This window comes from Stenotrophomonas sp. GZD-301 (assembly GCF_049310345.1).
In the GTDB taxonomy this organism is placed as follows: domain Bacteria; phylum Pseudomonadota; class Gammaproteobacteria; order Xanthomonadales; family Xanthomonadaceae; genus Stenotrophomonas.
In genome coordinates this window covers 46,149-65,320 of record NZ_JBMOWY010000028.1, presented here as the reverse complement: position 1 = coordinate 65,320, position 19,172 = coordinate 46,149, and the positions used below count along the sequence as shown (strand labels likewise).

Sequence of the window (19,172 nt, the reverse complement as noted above, 5' to 3'; positions counted from 1 at the left end):
ACGGTCCGGCTCACGGCTTGGGGATGCGCAGGGTCTTGCTGATCATCAGCGACCCGGACAGGGCGAACAGCAGCACCATCGGGTGCAGCTGCCACGGCCCCAGCTGCCAGCGGCCCAGCCACAGGTCCGGCCCGATCGCCCCCATGCTGGCCGCGATCGCCAGCACCACCACCAGCGCCAGGCTGGTGGGAATCGGCGTGCCTTCGAAGTACGGCACCTTGTCGCCCTCGCCGGCCAGCGACTCGGCGGTGACGTTGTAGCGCGCCAGACGGCTCACGCCGCAGCAGACAAAGTAGCTCAGCACCAGCCAGTCCCAGCCGCCCTGCATGCCGCAGGCGTAGGCCAGCGCGGCCGGGGCGACGCCGAAGGAGATGATGTCCGACAGCGAATCCAGCTCGCGGCCCAGCGTGGAACTGGACTTGCGCCAGCGCGCGATGCGCCCGTCCAGGGCATCGAAAATGAAGGCCAGCGGGATCAGCGCCATCCCGAACAGCAGATAGCGGTGCTCGCCGTCCTGCAGGAAGCGCATCGCCGCAAACACCGCACCGGTGCCACAGAACGCGTTGGCCAGGGTGAACCAGTCGGCCAGCTGGAATTCGCGCAGCATCGAGAAGTGACGTTTCATGGGATTTCGGTTGACGGCAATCGCAAGAGAGTACCGCGAGCGGCCCGAACGAGGACAGAGCATCCGGACGCGCCCGGCCTTCCCGCCACCTTCACCGGCCCACGACGTGCGGTGAATTTTTGGCCACCCATCTTGACAGCCAAGGTGGGCGGGGGCTGACGGCGCTTATCCACAAAGTTGCGCACCAGTCATCCACACCCCCTGTGGACAAGTCGTCCGCAGCCGGGCGCCGCGTGTGGGTGCGACGCAATGGGACATGCACCTTCCAGCCGCGACGCGCTATCCTGCCAGGTGGACTCGCCGCCGCCATGTCCTGCCCGCCCGCCGCGACAGGAGTCACGCGCTTGCTTTCCCCCGAACACCTGGCCGCGCAGCTGCGGCACCCGCATGGCGAACACGCCCTGGCGATCGCCGATTCGATGAACCACAGCAACGGTGCGCTCAACCGGGCCGCGATCGCGCTGCTGGCGGTTGGCCCCGCCGAACGGGTGCTGGAAATAGGTCCTGGCAACGCCGCCTTCGCCGGCGACCTGCTGCATGCCGCGGGCAGCCGCTACCTGGGCATCGAGGTGTCCAGCGACATGGTCGAGGCCGCGCAGGCCCGGCTGCACGCCACCGGGCTCCAGGACCGCGCCGAAGTGCGCCTGGGCGATGCCCATGCCCTGGCATTGCCCGACGCCTGCATGGACGCGGCACTGGCGGTCAACACGCTGTACTTCTGGGAGGACCTGCGTACGCCCCTGGAAGAGCTGGCGCGGGTGCTGCGCCCCGGCGCACGGCTGTGCCTGGCCTTCGGCGATGCGGCGTTCATGCGCACCCTGCCCTTCGCCGCCCACGGCTTCCAGCTGCATGAGCTGGCCGAGGTGGAGCTGGCCCTGCGCAGCGCCGGCCTGCGCGTCTGCGGGTGGCGCAGCCATCGCGAAACCGGCACCAGCAACGATGGCCGTCAGATCGACAAGCACTTCCATCTGCTGCTCGCCCGACGGTAGTGCCGGCCGCTGGCCGGCATTCGCACCCCGCACTGCCGGCCGCTGGCCGGCATTCGCACCCCGCACTGCCGGCCGCTGGCCGGCATTCGCACCCCGCACTGCCGGCCGCTGGCCGGCGCGGCCGCCTTACAACCGGGTATACGACCAGGACTGCATCGCGCCGTCACGATAGGGCATCACGCCGTGGAACGGGCGCGGGTCCTGGTCGAACACCAGCGGCAGGAAGCGGCGGTCGCCTTCCCACAGCGGCAGGTCTTCGAGCTTGTCCACGTCCACCCACTCCAGCGTGCCTTCCGGGTTGGCGGTCAGCGGGGTGCCGGTGTAGTCCTCGATCACGAACACGAAGCCGAACCAGTCCTCGCCGTGCTTGCCGAAGCCAGGCCAGCTGATGGTGCCGCGCATGCGCATGGTGCCGCATTCGATGCCGGCTTCCTCGCGGATCTCGCGGCGCATGCCGGCGGCGACATCCTCGTCGCGTTCGACCTTGCCGCCCAAGCCGTTGTACTTGCCCAGGTGCTGATCGCCGGGACGGGCGTTGCGGTGGATCATCAGCGCTTGCTTGCCGTCCGCTGACAGCACGTAGCCCAGGGTGGCCACGATCGGGGTATAGGGCATCTCACACACGCTCGGGTTGCAGAGCCCGATTATGCGGGATCGACCACGGTCGCGTCGCTTACGGCACCGCGCTGGCGCGCCGGGTGTCGCGCGCCGGTGCCGCGGCATCACCGTCGCGGCGCAGCGTGGCCACGCCGTGCCCGCGCTCGGCCAGGTATTCCAGCCACTTGCCCAGGAAGGTGTTCATCCGCATGCGGTGGCTGATCAGCTCGGCCGGCGGCGGGTACATGCCCATCACGTCCTGCCAGCGGCGGCCGACATAGCAATGGGTGGTCTCGGCCTGGCGGGCGTCACGGTAGAGGCGCACATAGGCCGAGGGGTCGGGCTGACCGGTCACCGGATCGGCGAAGTCGTAGGTCAGCCGCAGCTCGACGGTATAGCGGTGGCATTCGATGACATCCAGGCGCACGTCCAGCCCATCGCCGATCGATGACACGTAACTGCCGGCCACCAGCTCGGCCGGTGCGAACAGGCGTACCAGGTGCTGGTAGTTCTCTGCGTACAGCCCCATCAGCCAGCTCAGGCGGCTGAGCCGGGGGATGCGTTCCAGTCGGGGGGATGCCTGGGCCATGTCTCGATCCTACACGTTGATCCTCCAACGTGGGGGCGGCGGCGCCCCGGCCAAAGGGGCGGGCCGCAACCGGTTCACGCCCCCGCCCGGCATCCTGCCTCAGTACATTTCCCGCTGCAGCCCCAGGGTGCCCAGCACCTTGCTGGAGATTTCCTCGATCGAGGTGTGGGTGGTGCTCAGCGTCGGGATGCGCTCCATGCGGAACATGGTCTCTGCGGCGGCCACTTCGCGGCGGCAGGTCTCCAGGTTGGCGTAGCGCGAATTCGGGCGGCGCTCCTGGCGGATCTGCTGCAGGCGGTCCGGGTCGATGGTCAGGCCGAACAGCTTCTTGCGGTAGGGGCGCAGCCGCGGCGGCAGCCGGTCCTGCTCCAGGTCCTCGTCGGTCAACGGGTAGTTGGCCGCACGGACCCCGTAATGCAGGGCCAGGTAGATGCAGGTGGGGGTCTTGCCGGCCCGCGACACCGCTACCAGGATCACGTCGGCATCGTCGTAGTTGATGGCGATGCCGTCGTCGTGGGTCAGCGCGAAGTTCATCGCGTTGATGCGCCGGTGGTAGGTTTCGAAGTCCACCATGCCGTGCGCCTGGCCGACCCGGGAATGGCGGTTCACGGCCAGTTCGCGCTCCAGCGGCTCGATGAAGGGGGCGAACACGTCCAGCATCAACCCGCCGCTTTCGGCCAGGATCACGCTCAGCCCGCTGTCCACGCAGGAGCTGACCACGATCGGCCGGACCTGGTAGCGCTCGCCCGCCGCGCGGATCCGTTCACACGCCTCCCGGGCCTTTTCGGGGTCATCGACGAATGACATGCGGTCGGTAATGAAGCTGAACCCGGAGAACTGGGTCAGGAGGCTATGCCCAATGGTTTCAGCGGTGATACCGGTTCCATCGGACACGTAGAACACCGGACGGATCGTCGACATGCGCCTTTTACCCCCTCTGAAGCCTAAAAAGGCCGTCGATACAAGCTTGTGCCGACGGCGGTCTGCCCGGCATCATATCGGCTTCTTCCTACGGACGTGGCCATTCCAGCCCGCCTCGGGCGATGGCCAAACGGAGCATCGCGCTTGAACGAGAATATCCTGTGGTTGCACGAACTGCGCCTGGCCGATCTGGCCCGCGTAGGCGGCAAGAATTCGTCGCTGGGCGAAATGATCGGCAATCTTGCCGGTCTGGGGGTTTCTGTCCCCGGCGGTTACGCAACCACCGCTGAAGCCTTCAAGGACTTCATCGCGCACAACGATCTGTCCAAGCGCATTTTCGACAAGCTGGCCACGCTGGACGTGGAAGATGTCGCCGCCCTGACCGTGGCCGGCAAGGAAATCCGTGGCTGGGTGATCGACGCGCCGCTGCAGCCGCAGCTGGACCAGGACATCCGCAGCGCCTACAAGCAGCTGTGCGATGAGAACGGCGGCGGCGACGTGGCCGTGGCCGTGCGCTCCTCGGCCACCGCCGAAGACCTGCCCGATGCCTCCTTCGCCGGCCAGCAGGAAACCTTCCTCAACGTGACCGGTGCCGACGACGTCGTGCACAAGGTCAAGGAAGTGTTCGCCTCGCTGTACAACGATCGCGCCATCGCCTACCGCGTCCACCACGGTTTCAAGCACGAAGACGTGTTCCTGTCCTCCGGCGTGCAGCTGATGGTGCGCTCGGGCGTGGGCTCGTCGGGCGTGCTGTTCACCCTGGACACCGAATCCGGTTTCCGCGACGTGGTGTTTGTCACCTCCAGCTTCGGTCTGGGCGAAATGGTCGTACAGGGCGCGGTCAATCCCGACGAGTTCTACGTCTACAAGCCCACGCTCAATGCCGGCAAGCCGGCGATCCTGCGCCGCTCGCTGGGCAGCAAGGCGATCCGCATGGTGTATTCGGATGTCCCCGGTGAGCGCGTGCGCATCGAAGACACCCCGGTCGATATCCGCAACACCTTCTCGATCAGCGACGAGGACGTGCAGGAACTGTCCAGGCAGGCGCTGATCATCGAAAAGCACTACGGCCGCCCGATGGATATCGAGTGGGCCAAGGACGGCGTCAGCGGCAAGCTATTCATCGTGCAGGCACGCCCTGAAACGGTGAAGTCGCGTGGCCATGCCACCCAGATCGAACGTTTCGCGCTGAACCAGAAGGACGGCAAGGTGCTGGCCGAAGGCCGCGCCGTGGGCGCCAAGATCGGCGCCGGCACCGCGCGCGTGGTCAAGTCGCTGGAAGACATGGCCCGCGTGCAGCCCGGCGACGTGCTGATCGCCGACATGACCGACCCCGATTGGGAACCGGTGATGAAGCGCGCCTCGGCCATCGTCACCAACCGCGGTGGCCGCACCTGCCATGCCGCGATCATCGCGCGTGAGCTGGGCGTGCCGGCCGTGGTCGGCTCGGGCAACGCCACCCAGCTGATCCAGGACGGCCAGGAAGTCACCGTCAGCTGCGCCGAAGGCGACACCGGCTTCATCTACGACGGCATCCTCGCGTTCGAACGTACCACCACGGACCTGGGCAACATGCCGCCGGCGCCGCTGAAGATCATGATGAACGTGGCCAACCCGGAACGTGCCTTCGACTTCGGCCAGCTGCCGAACGCCGGCATCGGCCTGGCCCGTCTGGAGATGATCATTGCCAGCCACATCGGCATTCATCCCAACGCGCTGCTGGAGTACGACCGCCAGGATGCAGCCACGAAGAAGAAGATCGACGAGAAGATCGCCGGTTACGCCGATCCGGTCAGCTTCTACGTGAACCGTCTGGCCGAAGGCATCGCCACCCTGACCGCATCGGTGGCACCGAATCCGGTGATCGTGCGCCTGTCGGACTTCAAGTCCAACGAGTACGCCAACCTGATCGGCGGCAGCAACTACGAGCCGCACGAAGAGAACCCGATGATCGGCTTCCGCGGCGCCAGCCGCTATGTCGACCCGAGCTTCTCGGCCGCCTTCGCGCTGGAATGCAAGGCCGTGCTGCGCGTGCGCAACGAGATGGGCCTGGACAACCTGTGGGTCATGATTCCGTTCGTACGCACCCTGGAAGAAGGCCGCAAGGTCGTCCAGGTGCTGGAACAGAACGGCCTCAAGCAGGGCGAGAACGGCCTGAAGATCATCATGATGTGCGAAGTGCCGTCCAACGCACTGCTCGCCGATGAATTCCTGGAGATCTTCGACGGCTTCTCGATCGGCTCCAACGACCTGACCCAGCTCACCCTGGGCCTGGACCGTGACTCGTCGATCGTCGCGCACCTGTTCGACGAACGGAACCCGGCGGTGAAGAAGCTGCTGTCGATGGCGATCAAATCGGCACGCGCCAAGGGCAAGTACGTCGGCATCTGTGGCCAGGGCCCGTCGGATCATCCGGATCTGGCCGAATGGCTGATGCAGGAAGGCATTGAATCGGTGTCGCTGAATCCGGATACCGTGGTCGACACCTGGCTGCGCCTGGCCAAGCTGAAGGCCAACGGCTGATCCCGCCGTTCCGGTAGACGACAGAACCCCGCGCAAGCGGGGTTTTGTTTTATGGGCCGGGGGCGGGCGTTGCTGGACGTGATTGGCAGTTCTCCGACCCGCCATGCAACCTTCGCCCGATAGCCCTACCCTGCAGCGGCGGCCACAGTGCAGCCATGCCAAGCCCCCGCCTCCATGTCGGCCGCTGGTCCAGCGTCGGCAGCATCTATGCGTTGACCAGCATCACCGACGCGCGGGCGAGATTGTTCGTGCAAGCGGATCTGGCCGCGCTGGTCGAGCAGGTGTTGCAGGCGATGGAGCAGGAGCAGCGGGTGCGCAACCTCGCCTGGGTCATCATGCCCGACCACATGCACTGGCTGATGCAGCTCCGCCGGGGAACGCTCGACAACTGCATGCAGCGCGTCAAATCCCGCAGCAGCCTGCTCATCAACCGGCAGCTCAAGCGCAGCGGGCGCATCTGGCAATCAGGCTATTTCGACCACGCACTGCGCAGGGACGACGACCTGCGTCGCCACGCCACCTACATCCTCGCCAATCCGATCCGTGCCGGCATGAGCCGGGCACTGGGCGAGTACCCGTTCGCATGGTGCCGGTGGCCGATGGAGGACCTTCCGTGCAGCACCAGGGCATCCGGGGGCGGAACGGAGAGCAGCTGACCAACGGTCAGCTCTACCGGCGGGGGCCCGCATTCCTCCACCCCGCACCGGACCGGCGGGGTGCATGCACCCTTCCATCCGCACCGTTGGTCGGCTGCCGCGCTTCCACCCGCACCGGACCGGCGGGGTGCATGCACCCTTCCATCCGCACCGTTGGTCGGCTGCTGCGCTTCCACCCGCACCGGACCGGCGGGGTGCATGCACCCTTCCATCCGCACCGTTGGTCGGCTGCCGCGCTTCCACCCGCACCGGACCGGCGGGGTGCATGCACCCTTCCATCCGCACCGTTGGTCGGCTGCCGCGCTTCCACCCGCACCGGTAGAGCCGACCGTTGGTCGGCTGCCGCGCGCACGCGCGGCGAAGGCGATGCGGTCCTGCCCGGGCTACGGGTGGCGGAACGGAGAGCAGCTGACCAACGGTCAGCTCTACCGGCGGGGCCCGCATTCTTCCACCCCGCACCGGACCGGCGGGGTGCCCGCATTCTTCAACCCGCGCCGTTGGTCGGCTGCCGCGCGCACGCGCGGCGAAGGCAATGCGGTCCCGCCGGCATGACGGGTGGCGGAACGGAGAGCAGCTGACCAACGGTCAGCTCTACCGGCGGAGTTCCCGCATTCCCCCACCCCGCATCGGACCGGCGGTGTGCCTGCATTCCTCCAGCCCGCATCGGACCGGCGGGACGCCCACATTCCGCCACCCCGCACCGGTAGAGCCGACCGTTGGTCGGCTGCCGCGCGCACGCGCGGCGAAGGCGATGCGGTCCTTCTGGTACAACGGGTGGCGGAACGGAGAGCAGCTGACCAACGGTCAGCTCTACCGGTGAGGGTCCACGTAGAGCCGACCGTTGGTCGGCTGCCGCGCAATCAGGCGACCACGGCTGCTTTGGCCACGGGGTAATCGGTGAACCCCTCTGCCGCGCCGCCGAAGAACGTGGCCTTGTCCGGGGCGTTCAATGGCAGCCCCTGCTGCAACCGCAGCGGCAGGTCGGGATTGGCGATGAACGGACGGCCGAATCCAATCAGGTCCGCCCAGCCCTTGGACAGGGCCTCCTCGGCGCGCTCGACGGTGTACTTGCCGGCATAGATCAAGGTGCCGCGGTAGACCATGCGCAGCGCTTCCTTGAACGCCACCGGCATCACCGGCGCATCGTCCCAGTCCGCTTCTGCGATATGCAGGTAGGCCACGCCGAGGCCATCGAGCAGATGCGCAGCGGCCAGATAGGTCGCCTGCGGGGTGTCGTCTACGGCGCCCTGCAGCGTGGTCAGCGGCGCCAGGCGCACGCCCACCCGGTCCGCGCCGATGGCCGCCACCACCGCCTCGACTACCTCGCGCAGGAAACGCAGGCGGTTCTGCAGGGCGCCACCGTAGGCATCGGTGCGCGCGTTTGCCTGCGAATCGATGAACTGGTTGATCAGATATCCGTTCGCGCCATGCAGTTCGATGCCATCGAAACCGGCGTCGATGGCATGCCGGGCCGCAGCGGCGTAGTCGCGGACGATGCCCGGAATCTCCTCCAGTGCCAGCGCGCGCGGGAGCGAGTGCTGCACCATCTCGCCGACGCCGCCCTGCGGCCCCCTGCCCTGCGGATCGACGAATACCTTGACGCCGTCGGCCAGCAGCGCCGAGGACGACACCGGTGCCGCGCCACCCGGCTGCAGCGCCACGTGCGACACGCGGCCCACATGCCAGAGCTGGGCGAAGATGCGCCCGCCGGCGGCATGCACCGCATCGGTCACGCTGCGCCAGCCGGCGACCTGTGCTTCATCGTGGATGCCCGGGGTCCAGGCATAACCCTGGCCCTGCGGGCTGATCTGGGTGCCCTCGCTGACGATCAGGCCAGCCGAAGCGCGCTGGGCGTAGTACTGCGCCATCAGCGCGGTGGCGACATTGCCGTCGCCGGCGCGAGAGCGCGTCATCGGCGGCATCACGATCCGGTTGGGCAGCGTCAGCGCGCCCAGGCGGTAGGGGGTGAACAACATGATCAATCCTTATGGGGGGAAGAGGAAAGCACCGGCTCGGCAGCGCGCAGCAGCAGGTCGAGGTCGACAGCGTCGGCCAGCGCGCGGTTGCCGTCGTCACCGGGATGCAGGTGGTCGCCGGAGTCGTAACGCGCCAGCAGGCGGCTCGGGTCAGCGGGATCACGCAGCACAGCGTCGGCATCGATCACCGCATCGAACGCACCGCCAAGCCGGATCCAGTCGTTGAGCTGCAGGCGCAGCGCGTCCTTGTCAGGCTGGTAGTAATTGTCCAGCGGCGTGCCAGGCAGCGCGCCGGCGAACGGCGCGACGGTCATGCCGATCACGCGCACGCCCTGATGGTGCGCCTGCGCCACGAGCTGCCGATAGCCGTCACGCAGCGCATCCAGCGTGGGGCGCGGCCGGGTCGGCTCGAATGCGGTGCCGGGCCAGGCGATATCGTTGATGCCGATCAGCACGATCACGGTACGCACGCCGGGCTGGCCGAGGACGTCGCGCGGCAGTCGCGACAGCGCGCTGCTGCCCATGCCGTCGCTGAGCAGGCGGCCGCCGGAAATGCCGGCATTGATCACCGCCACCCCACGTGGGGCCAGCCGCTCGGCCAGCAGATCCGGCCAGCGCGTGTCGCGGTCCAGGCTGGCGGTGGCGCCGTCGGTGATCGAATCACCGATCACCGCGACCGCCGGCGCGGCGTCCGCCGTGTCCACCTCGATCCCGGCCAGCCACGGCCGCGCGGTGGTGCTGAGGCTGCCGCCCCCACTGCGATCCAGCACGGCGGCATGGGTCTGGTCGCCGGCCACGATCCAGCCGGTCTGGCGCCCATCCCAATGGAAGGTGGTGATCGGGCTGGGCGCAGGCAGGTACAGGCTGACCGTCACCCGGCCCAGCGCCGGCACCGGCAACGCCACCGCATCGCTGCGCAACGGCGCGCCGGCCGCGATCCGCGCCTCGGGGTGCCCATCGAAACGAAGCTCGCGCACGCTGCCCGGCACGACCGCACCGTCCGCATCGGACACCGCCACCGTCGCCCGCCCGATGTGCAGGGGCCGATCGCCATAGGCGTTGGACAGCACGACGCGCAGGCGCGCGCCGCCCAGGCTCACCCGGGCCACCTGGCGGACGGTCTGGTCCTGCAGCTGGGCCGGCACGTTGCTGGGGAACAGGAACGCCGGGCCCCAGACCGGCTGCGGGCTGGCTGTCCAGCTGGCGACCCACCCCGCATCCCCTGCGGCGGCGTTCCCGGTGGACGCGAGCAGCAGTGCGGACGCGAGCAGCGCGGCGGCGGAGAACGGGTATGGGGAGGACATCGGCAGTGCCAGGTGGCGGGGGGAGCCCATGATGAATTCCCGATGGTTCGTGTACTAGACTGCCCGCCGGAACAACATTTGTGACTCCAACTCAATAAGGAGCAAAGCATGGCCCGGCTGGACGTCAACAGATCCGGCGAACTGGACGTGTTCGTCCGCGTCATCGAACTGGGCGGCTTCTCCGCTGCTGCGCGGGCCTTCGGCATGACGCCGTCCGCGGTCAGCAAGCTGGTCGCCCGGCTGGAGCAGCGGCTGGGCACACGCTTGGTCAACCGCTCCACCCGGCAATTGCAGCTGACCGCAGAAGGCTGTGCGTTCTACGAGCGCGGCGTGCGCATCCTGGCCGACCTGGATGAAGCCGAACGCTGCGCCAGCGTCCACGACACCCCGCGCGGACGGGTCCGGGTCAGTGCCAATGTGCCGTTCGGCCACCACTTCCTGCTGCCCCTGGTACCGGCGTTTCTGGCCCGTCACCCGCAGGTGAGCCTGGAAATCAGCTTGAACGATGAAGTCATCGACTTGCTGGAACAGCGCACCGACGTGGCTGTCCGTGCCGGCCCGCTGAAAGACTCCCGCCTGGTGGCCCGGCAGCTGGGCCGCACCCGGCTGGTGGTGGTCGCTTCACCGGCGTACCTGGCCGAACGCGGGCATCCCACCCATCCGGACCAGCTGGAACGCCACAACCTGCTCACCACCCAGCATGTGCGGGCGCGCCCGGGCTGGCCGATGCGCCTTGGCGACGAGGAGCGCCTGGTGGTGCCCCAGGGCAACACGCAGGCCAGCGATGGCGAGGCGCTGCACCGATTGGCCGTGGCCGGCCTGGGCATGACCCGGCTGGCCGCCTTCCAGGCCCAGGCGGACATCGATGCCGGCCGCCTGGTGCCGGTGCTGGAAGCGTGGAACCCCGGCGACATCGAGGACATCCACGCGGTGTACGTGGGCCAGGGCGGTCACCTGCCGCTGCGGGTGCGCGCCTTCCTCGATTTTCTCGCCGAGCATGTGCACATCCCTACGTAAGGGGATGTGGTCCTGCCGGTAGTGTGGGTGCCGGAGCGGAGAGCAGCTGACCAACGGTCAGCTCTACCGGTGACGGGGCCACGATCCTACGTATGGCCGGCTGCCGCGCACACGCGCGGCGACGGCGATGCGGCCCTGCCGATGATGTTGGTGCCGGAACGGAGGGCAGCTGACCAACGGTCAGCTCTACCGGTGACGATCCGTCTTTCTCCACGCGCACCGGTAGAGCCGACCGTTGGTCGGCTGCCGCGCGCAGCGCGGCGAAGGCGTTGCCGTCCTGCCGGCGATGTGGGTGCCGGAACGGAGAGCAGCTGACCAACGGTCAGCTCTACCGGTGACGAGGCTACGATCCTACGTATGGCCGGCTGCCGCGCACACGCGCGGCGACGGCGTTGCCGTCCTGCCGGTGATGTGGGTGCCGGAACGGAGAGCAGCTGACCAACGGTCAGCTCTACCGGTGAGGGACTGCGATCCCACGTATGGCCGGCTGCCGCGCGCACGCGTGGCGACGGCGATGCGGTCCTGCCGGTGTATTGGATGCTGGAACGGAGAGCAGCTGACCAACGGTCAGCTCTACCGGTGACGATCCGTCTTTCTCCACGCGCACCGGTAGAGCCGACCGTTGGTCGGCTGCCGCGCGCATGCGCGGCGAAGGCGGTGCGGTCCTGCCGGTGTCTTGGGTGCTGGAACGGAGAGCAGCTGACCAACGGTCAGCTCTACCGGTGACGGGGCTACGATCCTACGTATGGTCGGCTGCCGCGCACTCGCGCGGCGACGGCGGTGCGGCCTGCTTTTCGGCGAACGACCGGTTACCGGTCGTCGGCCTGGCCGGCGAGCAGCGCGTAGGCGGCGCGGACGGTGTCGTAGCCGTAGGTGCGCTCCAGCCGGCGCACGATGAAATGGCCGCGCGCCATGTCCTGGTAGTAGTCGGTGAACATGGTGTTGAGCGTGGCGCCGGCCACGGCCCCGACGATCGGCACGGCCTGCGCGGCGAACTTCTCGGTCACCACCACACCGAAGCGCGCGGCAACCTTTTCCACGATCTTGGCCAGCCACTTGCCGGCTTCCTTCGGGGTCAACCCGATCATCACCGGGCTGCCGCCAACGGCGCGGCCGGCCAGCTCGGCCGACAGGTGGCGCATCACTTCCGCGGTGAAGCCGCGGGTGATGTAGTAACCGGTCTCACTGGCATCGTCCTTGCCGGAGTTTCCCCCCAGCGCGAACACCTCCAGGCACGCATGCCGCGTCGCCATGTCGCGCAGGTCGAAGCCTTCGCTGCGCGCCACATCGGCCACCGAGCGCATCATGATCGTGGTCGACACCGGCAGTTCAATGAACAGCGTGGTGAAGCCGAAGGCCCCGCCGACCGCACCGGAGGTCGCCGCCGCCAGCTTGTGCCAGCGCGTTGATGCGGCCTTGCCCGGTGTGTTGTCCATCGTCCACAGGGCGGCCTGCGCGGACTTGAACAGGGCCGCTTCAACCGCACCGTGGATGCGCCGGGACACCGACTGCGGCAGCTTCTTCACCGCGAACTCCAGCGGCGAGCCGATCAGGTTGGCCATCTTGGCGGTCAGCGTCGGCGATTCCAGCAGCGCGACGGCGCGCTGCAGGTCGGCCCAGTCCTGCGACGTGGGCAGGATCTGCGTTTCCAGCGGGGGTGGCGTGCTGCGGACGAGGTCGTTCATGGCGCCGATCATAGCGCCGGCGGGTTGAACGCAACGTTCAACCCGGGCGCAGCGGCCGCTCACCCACCCTGCACGCGGTGGTTCAGCTCGGCAGCCCCGACAACGCGCCCATGAACTGGCGGTAGTGGCGCAGTTCGGCGATCGAGTCGTGCACGTCGCTCAGCGCGGTGTGGCTTGAGGTCTTGCCGACACCGGCGGCGATTGCCGGGGCCCAGCGCCGGGCCAGCTCCTTCACCGTGGACACGTCCAGGTTGCGGTAGTGGAAGTACTTCTCCAGGCGCGGCATCTCACGGTGCAGGAAGCGGCGGTCCTGGCAGATCGAGTTGCCGCACATCGGCGATGCGCCGGCCTTGATCCACTGCGACAGGAAGTTCACGGTCTGCGCTTCGGCCTGGCCTAGCGTGACGGTGCTGTCGACCACCCGCTGCCACAAGCCGGAACGACGGTGCTGGTTGCGGTTCCACTCGTCCATCGCTTCCAGCCGCTCCACCGGATGGTGGATGGCAAACTCGGGCCCTTCGGCCAGCACGTTCAACTGCGCGTCGGTCACGACCGTGGCGATCTCGATGATCGCATCGTTGTCGGTATCCAGACCGGTCATTTCCAGATCGATCCAGATCAGTCGTTCGCCTTCTGCGCCGTTGTCCGCCATGTCTACGCCTTGTGCTGGGGTCGTCGCGGCAGCGCCGACCGGGGATGGAAAGGGCGCCATGATACCGCCATCGCGTCGACGCTCCGTCGCCGAGGCGGTCCGGGGTCACTCCAGCAGCAGCGGCGGCTTGCCCCGCTTGGCGCGGAAGTAGTTGGTCAGGCGCGTGCTCGCCTCCTTGGCCAGCACGCCGCCATGAACCTCCACGCGGTGGTTGTGCCGCGCGTCGCCGATGAGGTCGAACACACTGCCACAGGCACCGGTCTTCGGATCACTGGCGCCGTACACCAGCCGCGCCACGCGCGCATGCACGATCGCCATCGCGCACATCGCGCAGGGCTCCAGGGTGACGTACAGCGTGCTGCCGAGCAGGCGATGGTTGGCGATCGCCCGGCCCGCATGGCGCATCGCCACGATCTCGGCATGCGCGCTGGGATCGTGGTCGGCGATGTTGAGGTTCCAGCCTTCGCCCAGTACCTCGCCATCGGCGCCGACCAGCACCGCCCCCACGGGAATCTCGTCGAACTCGCGCTCGGCCCGGCTGGCCAACGCCAGCGCGTGTTGCATCCAGTGCTCGTCGCGGTCGTGTACCGGCACGCCCAGCGGCGGTGGCGGCGGCAGACGCTCAACCACGGCGTTCGGCCTTGCGCAGGAACGCGTCGAACGCGGCCAGGGTGGCCTCGCTGACGTGATGCTCGATGCCCTCGGCATCGCGCCGGGCCGAATCGGCATCCACCCCGAGCGCCAGCAGGAACCGCTCCACCGTCTGGTGGCGGGCACGCATTTCCACCGCCAGCTGTTCGCCTGCCGGGGTCAGGAACACCCCCCGGTAGGGGCGCTGTATCGCCCAGCCTTCCTTGACCAGCCGCTTGAGCGCCTTGGCCACCGTCGGCTGGGCCACACCCAGTCGCGTGGCGATGTCCACCTGACGCGCTTCGCGGCCATCGGCGATGAGGTCGGCAATCAGCTCCACGTAGTCTTCCACCAACTCCGACCGGCGCGCCTCGCGCACCTGCACGAACCCTTCCACATGCATGTGGGCATCGATCAGCGGGGACGGCGGTTTGCGGGTGGTCGGGGTCATGCAGGCTCCTGCGGGCGGCCGCGGGCAGAAGACGCTGGCGGCTGGAGGCGCAGTTTACCGCAGCCATCCCGGATACCCCTCACGGCCGGCCGCGGTGGTGGCCCGCCACGCCATAATGGGCACCGCTCACCACACCATCCGCCCATGTCCGATCTGCCTGCTCTGCCCACGCTGCCGCTGGGCCACTACCGCCACTTCAAGGGCGGCAACTACGAGGTGCTCGGCATCGTCCGGCACAGCGAAACCCTCGACGCGATGGTGCTGTACCGCCCCCTCGATGCCGACATCGGCGTCTGGGTCCGGCCGTATGCGATGTTCGTCGCCGAGGTCGAGGTGGATGGCCAGCGCCGCGCGCGGTTCACGCACGTCGCGGACTGATCCCGGGCAGGGTCCGCGCCCGCGTGCCGCTCAGCGCGCGGCAGGCGCTGCCACCGCCGGCACCAGCGCGCGCAGCCGCGCCAGGGCGCCGTGCAGGGCCGGGCTGGCAGCCGGTTCCAGCGCCTGCAACTGCGTGGCCAGCGTGGCCATCACCTCGCCGGTCGACGGGGCGGCGGTGCTGGCGGCGTCTTCGTCCAGAGCCAGATGCGCGCCAATGGCCGCACCCATCAGTTCGAAACAGGCAACCCCCGCCGAATCCAGGCGCGACGGCAACGGATCCAGCGCGCACAGCGTGCCGAAGAAGCTGCCGTCACGGCGCCGCATCGGTACCGAGATGTAACTCTCGAAGCCATACATCGCCGGCGTGTGGTGCTGCGAGAACACCGGGTGCACGCTGGCCTGGTTGAACTGCACCGTCATCTGGTGCTGCCGGATCTCATGGCAGATCGTGGTTTCAAGCACGAGGTCCTGCCCCGGTGCGAGGCCGAAACCCAGCAGGTCGTGCACCGCGCAGGTGGTCCAGCGGTCGCTGGTCACCCGCGCCACGGCAACGAAGCGCATCGCGGTGAGGTCGCTGGCCAGCGCCAGCATGCCCGGCACCGCCGGCATCGCCTGCAACTGGGCCACGTCGAACATGCGCGGGTCGCTGGGCGGGGTGCCCTCACCCGCTGCGCTCGGCCCCCAGTTGGACTCGTCGACGAGGTTGTCGAGCACGGCGAGGCGGCGATCCAGCACCCGGGCCGTCACCCGCTCCACCAGCTCGCGGACCGCCGCCGACAGACCGCGCGCATCGGTGATGGTGCCAACGAAGTGCAGCCCCTCGCCCACCAGGCGAATCTGCTCCACGGCGAAGGTCTCGCGCAGGCTGGGGCCGGCCTCACGGTGAAAGGCGAGCATCCAGTCGTCGGGCGGTATGCCGTCGAGGATCGCGGTGATGATCACCCGCGTCGCGCCTGGCGCGTCCTGCTGGCCGGGCAGATCGAAACCGATCACTGTGGGAAAACGCGTGCCGGTATTCATCACCACCCCTGTGGACGCGTCTGCGCGCCCGTCCGCCATTGTCGCACGAATGCCGGAGATGCCCGCGTCGCGGGGTGCGGTGCCGGTCCCTGCGCCTGTCGTCCCGGTGCCGCACGCGATTGGCAATAATGGTGGGTTCGTGGCAGAACGTCGCACAATCAAGGAGATCGCGATGGGCAATGGGAATGTGTTTGTGATGCTGTTCCTGGGCGTGATGGGCATCGTCTGGATCCTGCTGCCGTTCGCGGTATTCGGCATCAAGGACCTGCTCCGCCAGATGCTTGCCGAGCAGCGGCGCACCAACGAACTGCTTGCCCGTGTGGTGCCCGGCACCCTGCCCACGCCCCCGGAACCGAAACCCTTCCATCCGCACCGCTATCCCTGACGCCCGTCCTGCAGGCGGAAAACTGCGTCCCGTGCCGGCGCAGGACAGCCGGCACTTGCCGCCACGTTGACCGACGAATGCCGTGATTTCGGCCTGCATCGTTGTTTTCGCGGCTGGTGGGCGATATGGCCCGGTGCTGAACCGGGCGCCGCCGTCGCCCGCGGCAGGGTTCAATGCTGCGGCGCACCAGTACAATTGCGGACCGTACCGCGATCCTCTGCCGCCCATGAGCTCCCCCGCCCTTTCCCTCGCTGCGCGCCTGACACCGCGCGAGCGCACGTTCATCCTGCTGGCGCTGTCGCTGGGCGGCTTTGCGATCGGTACCAGCGAGTTCGCCAGCATGGGGCTGATGCTGGAGATCAGCCGCGGCCTGTCGATCAGCGAAACCCAGGTCGGCCACCTGATCAGTGCGTACGCCATCGGCGTGGTGGTGGGCGCGCCGGTGCTGGCCTTCGCCGGTGCCGGGTTTGCGCGACGCTCCCTGCTGCTGGCGCTGATGGGCTTCTATGCCGTGGGCAACCTGGCCAGCGCGCTGGCACCCAACTACAGCACCATGCTGCTCGCACGCTTTGTCGCCGGCCTGCCGCACGGCGCCTACTTCGGCGTGGCGATGCTGGTCGCAGCCGCGATCAGCCCGCCGGCCCAGCGCGGTTCGGCGATGTCCAAGGTGCTGCTGGGTCTGTCGGTCGCGATCCTGGTGGGCAACCCGCTCACCACGTGGCTGGGGCAGATGTTCAGCTGGCGCACCGCCTTCGCGCTGGTCAGCGTGCTGGCCATCGCCACGGTGGCGATGATCGCCCGCTTCCTGCTGCCCGACCCGGACGAACAGCGCACCTCGCCGATGCGCGAACTGCGCGCCTTCAACCGCCCGCAGGTGTGGCTGGCACTGGCGATCGGTTCGATCGGCTTTGCCGGCATGTTCTGCGTCTTCACCTATCTGGCGCCGACGCTGGTGCAGGTCACCGGCCTGGCCGAATCCTGGATGCCGGTCGCGGTGGGCATCTTCGGCATCGGCGCAATCATCGGCAACGTCGCCGGCGGCTGGCTGGTGGACCGCTTCCACTTCCGTGCGGCCGCCGTGGTGCTGGTGTGGTCGGTGATCGTGCTGCTGCTCTACCCGCTGGCGGCGCATTCGGTGTGGAGCATCTTCCCGATGATCGTCGCGGTCGGCACGATGGGCGCGCTGGCGGCCGTGCTGCAGACCCGCCTGATGGACGTGGCCGGTGAGGCACAGACGCTGGCGGCCGCGTCCAACCACGCCGCCTTCAACACCGCCAACGCGCTCGGCCCGTGGTTCGGCGGCATGGCCATCGGCGCCGGCTTCAGCCCCGCCACCACCGGCTACGTCGGTGCCGCCACGGCGGTGGGCGGTCTGCTGCTGTGGGGCGTGGCGATGCTGGTCGAGCGCCAGTCGCGCGGGGCCGCGGTCGCCTGCGAGCGCTGAGCGGGCGCAACGATCAGTCGACCGGCGCAGTGCGCGCCAGGTCGATCTGGGCCAGCAGCTGCCGGCGGTCGACCACCCCCGGCATCACCCGTACCAGGTTGCGCAGCATGCGCAGGTCCTGCTGCCAGCCGAGGTGATTGCTGAGCCGATGCAGGGCCTTGGCGTCCCCACCCTCGCCGCGCGCCGCGTGCGCCTTGGCCAGGCGCGGGTCCAGCTGCGGCGCTGCCTCCAGCTGCATCCGCAGCCGCCGCACCTTTCGACGCCAGCGGTGCAGACGTTCCGGCGACGGGTTGCGGTGCGCACGACGCTCGGCCTTGCGCGCGCGTGCAACGCTTCGGTCAAGGCCAGCCCGTACCTGCGCGCGTCTGATCGTTGCCCAAGGTTGGCTGTCCAGCAGCGTTCCGACGCGCTGGAGCCGATTGCGTCGCCGACCAAACGCCGGATCGCCGGCCAGGGCGCGCCGCAGCCACGCATCGCGCCGCGCCTGCAGTTGTCCGATCACGTACGGCCACGGCGCGGTGGGCGCAGTGGCGGCCAGCAGCGCCGCCGACTCCACAGCCACGTGCGCATCGCGCAGGCCGGACAGGCCATCCCCCAGGCGGCGCAGTACCGCATCGGCATCGTCCAACGCCAGGTCGGTACCGTCCAGCAGCGCCAGCAAGGCCCGCAGACGCCGGATCGCCTTGCGCGCGGCGTGCACCGCTGCGTGGGCGTCCGCGCCGAGCAGGAGTGCCTGCTCGATATCGCGGCACGCCTGGCGGGCAAGCGCATGGGCAGCGTCTCCGGGGACAACCGACTGCATGGCACCACCACCGGGATCGTCACGGAACCGGCAGTGTAGCCGGCGTTCTACCGGCCGGATTCACGCCCGGCATCCGGCGTACCCGGGATGGGGACCGGGAGCGCCCGCCAACGGATCAGGCCGTCGTTGGATCAGGCCGTCGTCGGGGGCGACCGGTACTTGACCTTCATCGTCACCGTCCCGGATTTCCCCATCGTCAGTTTGATGGGCACATCCGGATGCGCCGACTTGATATGGAGCCCGGCCTCTTCGCTGAGCGTGATCTCCATTTCATCCACGTTGTTCTCAGCGCCCGCCTTGATCAGATCCGCTGCAGATTGCGACTGCTCCTCCACGCTCGGCTTGAAGAAGTGCCGTGCCAGCGTGGCTACCGCGGCCAGCGGCAGCCCCAGGGGAGTCAATACGCTCAACGCCATGCCGGCTGCTGCGATACCCGCAGCGGTGGTCAGGTCATACGTCGGTGCGGTTGGTTTCTCTGCCATGTTCCCCCCTTGTGTAGGCGGGACTATAAGTGCCCCTCATCCCCTC

20 protein-coding genes are annotated in these 19,172 nt (G+C 68.4%); 7 read left to right on the top strand and 13 right to left on the bottom strand.

Features of this window, described 5'->3' with window-relative positions:
• Positions 1-10: 10 nt before the first annotated feature.
• The gene (locus ACO6VK_RS07520) at positions 11-625 is read right to left on the bottom strand and encodes a CDP-alcohol phosphatidyltransferase family protein (RefSeq protein ID WP_422506279.1); all 615 of its coding nucleotides are present in this window, start codon (positions 623-625) and stop codon (positions 11-13) included.
• Positions 626-933: 308 nt separating this feature from the next.
• On the opposite strand from ACO6VK_RS07520, the gene ACO6VK_RS07515 reads away from it, so the two are divergent.
• On the top strand, positions 934-1,614 hold the full coding sequence (locus ACO6VK_RS07515) for a class I SAM-dependent methyltransferase (protein ID WP_422506278.1): 681 nt from the start codon (positions 934-936) through the stop codon (positions 1,612-1,614).
• Positions 1,615-1,740: 126 nt separating this feature from the next.
• Here the strand turns inward: ACO6VK_RS07515 and ACO6VK_RS07510 are convergent, their stop codons facing one another.
• The 3 genes from ACO6VK_RS07510 to ppsR all read right to left on the bottom strand — a co-directional run bounded on the left by ACO6VK_RS07510 (position 1,741) and on the right by ppsR (position 3,721).
• Positions 1,741-2,229 carry an NUDIX hydrolase gene (locus ACO6VK_RS07510; RefSeq protein ID WP_422506277.1) on the bottom strand — a complete coding sequence of 163 codons (489 nt, stop codon included), beginning with the start codon at positions 2,227-2,229 and terminating at the stop codon, positions 1,741-1,743.
• Between the two features lie 58 nt (positions 2,230-2,287).
• Positions 2,288-2,800 carry a DUF1249 domain-containing protein gene (locus tag ACO6VK_RS07505; RefSeq protein ID WP_422506276.1) on the bottom strand — a complete coding sequence of 171 codons (513 nt, stop codon included), beginning with the start codon at positions 2,798-2,800 and terminating at the stop codon, positions 2,288-2,290.
• Between the two features lie 99 nt (positions 2,801-2,899).
• Positions 2,900-3,721 carry a posphoenolpyruvate synthetase regulatory kinase/phosphorylase PpsR gene (gene ppsR / locus ACO6VK_RS07500; protein WP_422506275.1) on the bottom strand — a complete coding sequence of 274 codons (822 nt, stop codon included), beginning with the start codon at positions 3,719-3,721 and terminating at the stop codon, positions 2,900-2,902.
• A gap of 144 nt (positions 3,722-3,865) precedes the next feature.
• On the opposite strand from ppsR, the gene ppsA reads away from it, so the two are divergent.
• Entirely contained in the window at positions 3,866-6,244 is a 2,379-nt protein-coding gene (gene ppsA, locus ACO6VK_RS07495; RefSeq protein WP_422506274.1) for a phosphoenolpyruvate synthase, read from the top strand.
• 155 nt (positions 6,245-6,399) lie between these two features.
• The gene (locus ACO6VK_RS07490) at positions 6,400-6,900 is read left to right on the top strand and encodes an REP-associated tyrosine transposase (RefSeq protein WP_422506273.1); all 501 of its coding nucleotides are present in this window, start codon (positions 6,400-6,402) and stop codon (positions 6,898-6,900) included.
• Between the two features lie 860 nt (positions 6,901-7,760).
• Here ACO6VK_RS07490 and ACO6VK_RS07485 read toward each other — a convergent pair.
• Together ACO6VK_RS07485 and ACO6VK_RS07480 are read right to left on the bottom strand one after the other, a co-directional pair.
• Complete coding sequence (locus ACO6VK_RS07485; protein ID WP_422506272.1) at positions 7,761-8,876, bottom strand: alkene reductase; 1,116 nt, start codon at positions 8,874-8,876, stop codon at positions 7,761-7,763.
• 2 nt (positions 8,877-8,878) lie between these two features.
• Positions 8,879-10,180: an SGNH/GDSL hydrolase family protein gene (locus tag ACO6VK_RS07480; protein ID WP_422506346.1), complete on the bottom strand. Its 1,302-nt coding sequence runs from the start codon at positions 10,178-10,180 to the stop codon at positions 8,879-8,881.
• A gap of 108 nt (positions 10,181-10,288) precedes the next feature.
• Here ACO6VK_RS07480 and ACO6VK_RS07475 point away from each other — a divergent pair, with 108 nt between their 5' ends.
• The gene (locus tag ACO6VK_RS07475) at positions 10,289-11,197 is read left to right on the top strand and encodes a LysR family transcriptional regulator (RefSeq protein ID WP_422506271.1); all 909 of its coding nucleotides are present in this window, start codon (positions 10,289-10,291) and stop codon (positions 11,195-11,197) included.
• An 809-nt stretch (positions 11,198-12,006) separates the two neighbouring features.
• On the opposite strand, the gene ACO6VK_RS07470 is transcribed toward ACO6VK_RS07475, so the two are convergent.
• The 4 genes from ACO6VK_RS07470 to mntR form a co-directional block, all read right to left on the bottom strand.
• Positions 12,007-12,882: an EcsC family protein gene (locus tag ACO6VK_RS07470; protein ID WP_422506270.1), complete on the bottom strand. Its 876-nt coding sequence runs from the start codon at positions 12,880-12,882 to the stop codon at positions 12,007-12,009.
• Positions 12,883-12,964: 82 nt separating this feature from the next.
• Positions 12,965-13,534, bottom strand: a complete 570-nt coding sequence (orn, locus tag ACO6VK_RS07465) for an oligoribonuclease (RefSeq protein ID WP_422506269.1) — start codon at positions 13,532-13,534, stop codon at positions 12,965-12,967.
• 105 nt (positions 13,535-13,639) lie between these two features.
• Entirely contained in the window at positions 13,640-14,164 is a 525-nt protein-coding gene (tadA, locus tag ACO6VK_RS07460; RefSeq protein ID WP_422506268.1) for a tRNA adenosine(34) deaminase TadA, read from the bottom strand.
• Positions 14,157-14,615, bottom strand: coding sequence for a manganese-binding transcriptional regulator MntR (gene mntR / locus ACO6VK_RS07455; protein ID WP_422506267.1), 459 nt, complete (start codon positions 14,613-14,615; stop codon positions 14,157-14,159). Before mntR ends, tadA begins: the two co-directional genes overlap by 8 nt.
• Positions 14,616-14,759: 144 nt before the next feature.
• Here mntR and ACO6VK_RS07450 point away from each other — a divergent pair, with 144 nt between their 5' ends.
• Positions 14,760-14,993 (top strand): DUF1653 domain-containing protein, encoded by a 234-nt coding sequence (locus ACO6VK_RS07450; protein ID WP_422506266.1) that lies wholly within the window; start codon positions 14,760-14,762, stop codon positions 14,991-14,993.
• A 30-nt stretch (positions 14,994-15,023) separates the two neighbouring features.
• Here ACO6VK_RS07450 and ACO6VK_RS07445 read toward each other — a convergent pair whose 3' ends face one another.
• Positions 15,024-16,013: a GAF domain-containing protein gene (locus ACO6VK_RS07445; RefSeq protein WP_422506265.1), complete on the bottom strand. Its 990-nt coding sequence runs from the start codon at positions 16,011-16,013 to the stop codon at positions 15,024-15,026.
• On the opposite strand from ACO6VK_RS07445, the gene ACO6VK_RS07440 reads away from it, so the two are divergent.
• Both ACO6VK_RS07440 and ACO6VK_RS07435 read left to right on the top strand, forming a co-directional pair.
• Positions 16,000-16,398, top strand: coding sequence for a hypothetical protein (locus ACO6VK_RS07440; protein WP_422506264.1), 399 nt, complete (start codon positions 16,000-16,002; stop codon positions 16,396-16,398). The two genes, ACO6VK_RS07445 and ACO6VK_RS07440, sit on opposite strands and share 14 nt — an antisense overlap.
• Positions 16,399-16,624: 226 nt before the next feature.
• Entirely contained in the window at positions 16,625-17,842 is a 1,218-nt protein-coding gene (locus tag ACO6VK_RS07435) for an MFS transporter (RefSeq protein ID WP_422506263.1), read from the top strand.
• Between the two features lie 13 nt (positions 17,843-17,855).
• Here the strand turns inward: ACO6VK_RS07435 and ACO6VK_RS07430 are convergent, their stop codons facing one another.
• On the bottom strand, positions 17,856-18,644 hold the full coding sequence (locus tag ACO6VK_RS07430; RefSeq protein WP_422506262.1) for a CHAD domain-containing protein: 789 nt from the start codon (positions 18,642-18,644) through the stop codon (positions 17,856-17,858).
• A gap of 131 nt (positions 18,645-18,775) precedes the next feature.
• A complete protein-coding gene (locus ACO6VK_RS07425) occupies positions 18,776-19,126 on the bottom strand; it encodes a hypothetical protein (RefSeq protein WP_422506261.1) in 351 nt (116 codons plus the stop codon).
• Positions 19,127-19,172 lie beyond the last annotated feature (46 nt).

Excerpts from the sequence above, each read along its gene's own strand:
- ACO6VK_RS07520 (WP_422506279.1), bottom strand. The coding sequence starts at position 625 with ATGAAACGTCACTTCTCGATGCTGCGCGAATTCCAGCTGGCCGACTGG.
- ACO6VK_RS07515 (WP_422506278.1), top strand. The coding sequence starts at position 934 with ATGTCCTGCCCGCCCGCCGCGACAGGAGTCACGCGCTTGCTTTCCCCC.
- ACO6VK_RS07510 (WP_422506277.1), bottom strand. The coding sequence starts at position 2,229 with ATGCCCTATACCCCGATCGTGGCCACCCTGGGCTACGTGCTGTCAGCG.
- ACO6VK_RS07505 (WP_422506276.1), bottom strand. The coding sequence starts at position 2,800 with ATGGCCCAGGCATCCCCCCGACTGGAACGCATCCCCCGGCTCAGCCGC.
- ppsR (WP_422506275.1), bottom strand. The coding sequence starts at position 3,721 with ATGTCGACGATCCGTCCGGTGTTCTACGTGTCCGATGGAACCGGTATC.
- ACO6VK_RS07490 (WP_422506273.1), top strand. The coding sequence starts at position 6,400 with ATGCCAAGCCCCCGCCTCCATGTCGGCCGCTGGTCCAGCGTCGGCAGC.
- ACO6VK_RS07485 (WP_422506272.1), bottom strand. The coding sequence starts at position 8,876 with ATGTTGTTCACCCCCTACCGCCTGGGCGCGCTGACGCTGCCCAACCGG.
- ACO6VK_RS07480 (WP_422506346.1), bottom strand. The coding sequence starts at position 10,180 with ATGTCCTCCCCATACCCGTTCTCCGCCGCCGCGCTGCTCGCGTCCGCA.
- ACO6VK_RS07475 (WP_422506271.1), top strand. The coding sequence starts at position 10,289 with ATGGCCCGGCTGGACGTCAACAGATCCGGCGAACTGGACGTGTTCGTC.
- ACO6VK_RS07470 (WP_422506270.1), bottom strand. The coding sequence starts at position 12,882 with ATGAACGACCTCGTCCGCAGCACGCCACCCCCGCTGGAAACGCAGATC.
- orn (WP_422506269.1), bottom strand. The coding sequence starts at position 13,534 with ATGGCGGACAACGGCGCAGAAGGCGAACGACTGATCTGGATCGATCTG.
- mntR (WP_422506267.1), bottom strand. The coding sequence starts at position 14,615 with ATGACCCCGACCACCCGCAAACCGCCGTCCCCGCTGATCGATGCCCAC.
- ACO6VK_RS07450 (WP_422506266.1), top strand. The coding sequence starts at position 14,760 with ATGTCCGATCTGCCTGCTCTGCCCACGCTGCCGCTGGGCCACTACCGC.
- ACO6VK_RS07445 (WP_422506265.1), bottom strand. The coding sequence starts at position 16,013 with ATGAATACCGGCACGCGTTTTCCCACAGTGATCGGTTTCGATCTGCCC.
- ACO6VK_RS07435 (WP_422506263.1), top strand. The coding sequence starts at position 16,625 with ATGAGCTCCCCCGCCCTTTCCCTCGCTGCGCGCCTGACACCGCGCGAG.
- ACO6VK_RS07430 (WP_422506262.1), bottom strand. The coding sequence starts at position 18,644 with ATGCAGTCGGTTGTCCCCGGAGACGCTGCCCATGCGCTTGCCCGCCAG.
- ACO6VK_RS07425 (WP_422506261.1), bottom strand. The coding sequence starts at position 19,126 with ATGGCAGAGAAACCAACCGCACCGACGTATGACCTGACCACCGCTGCG.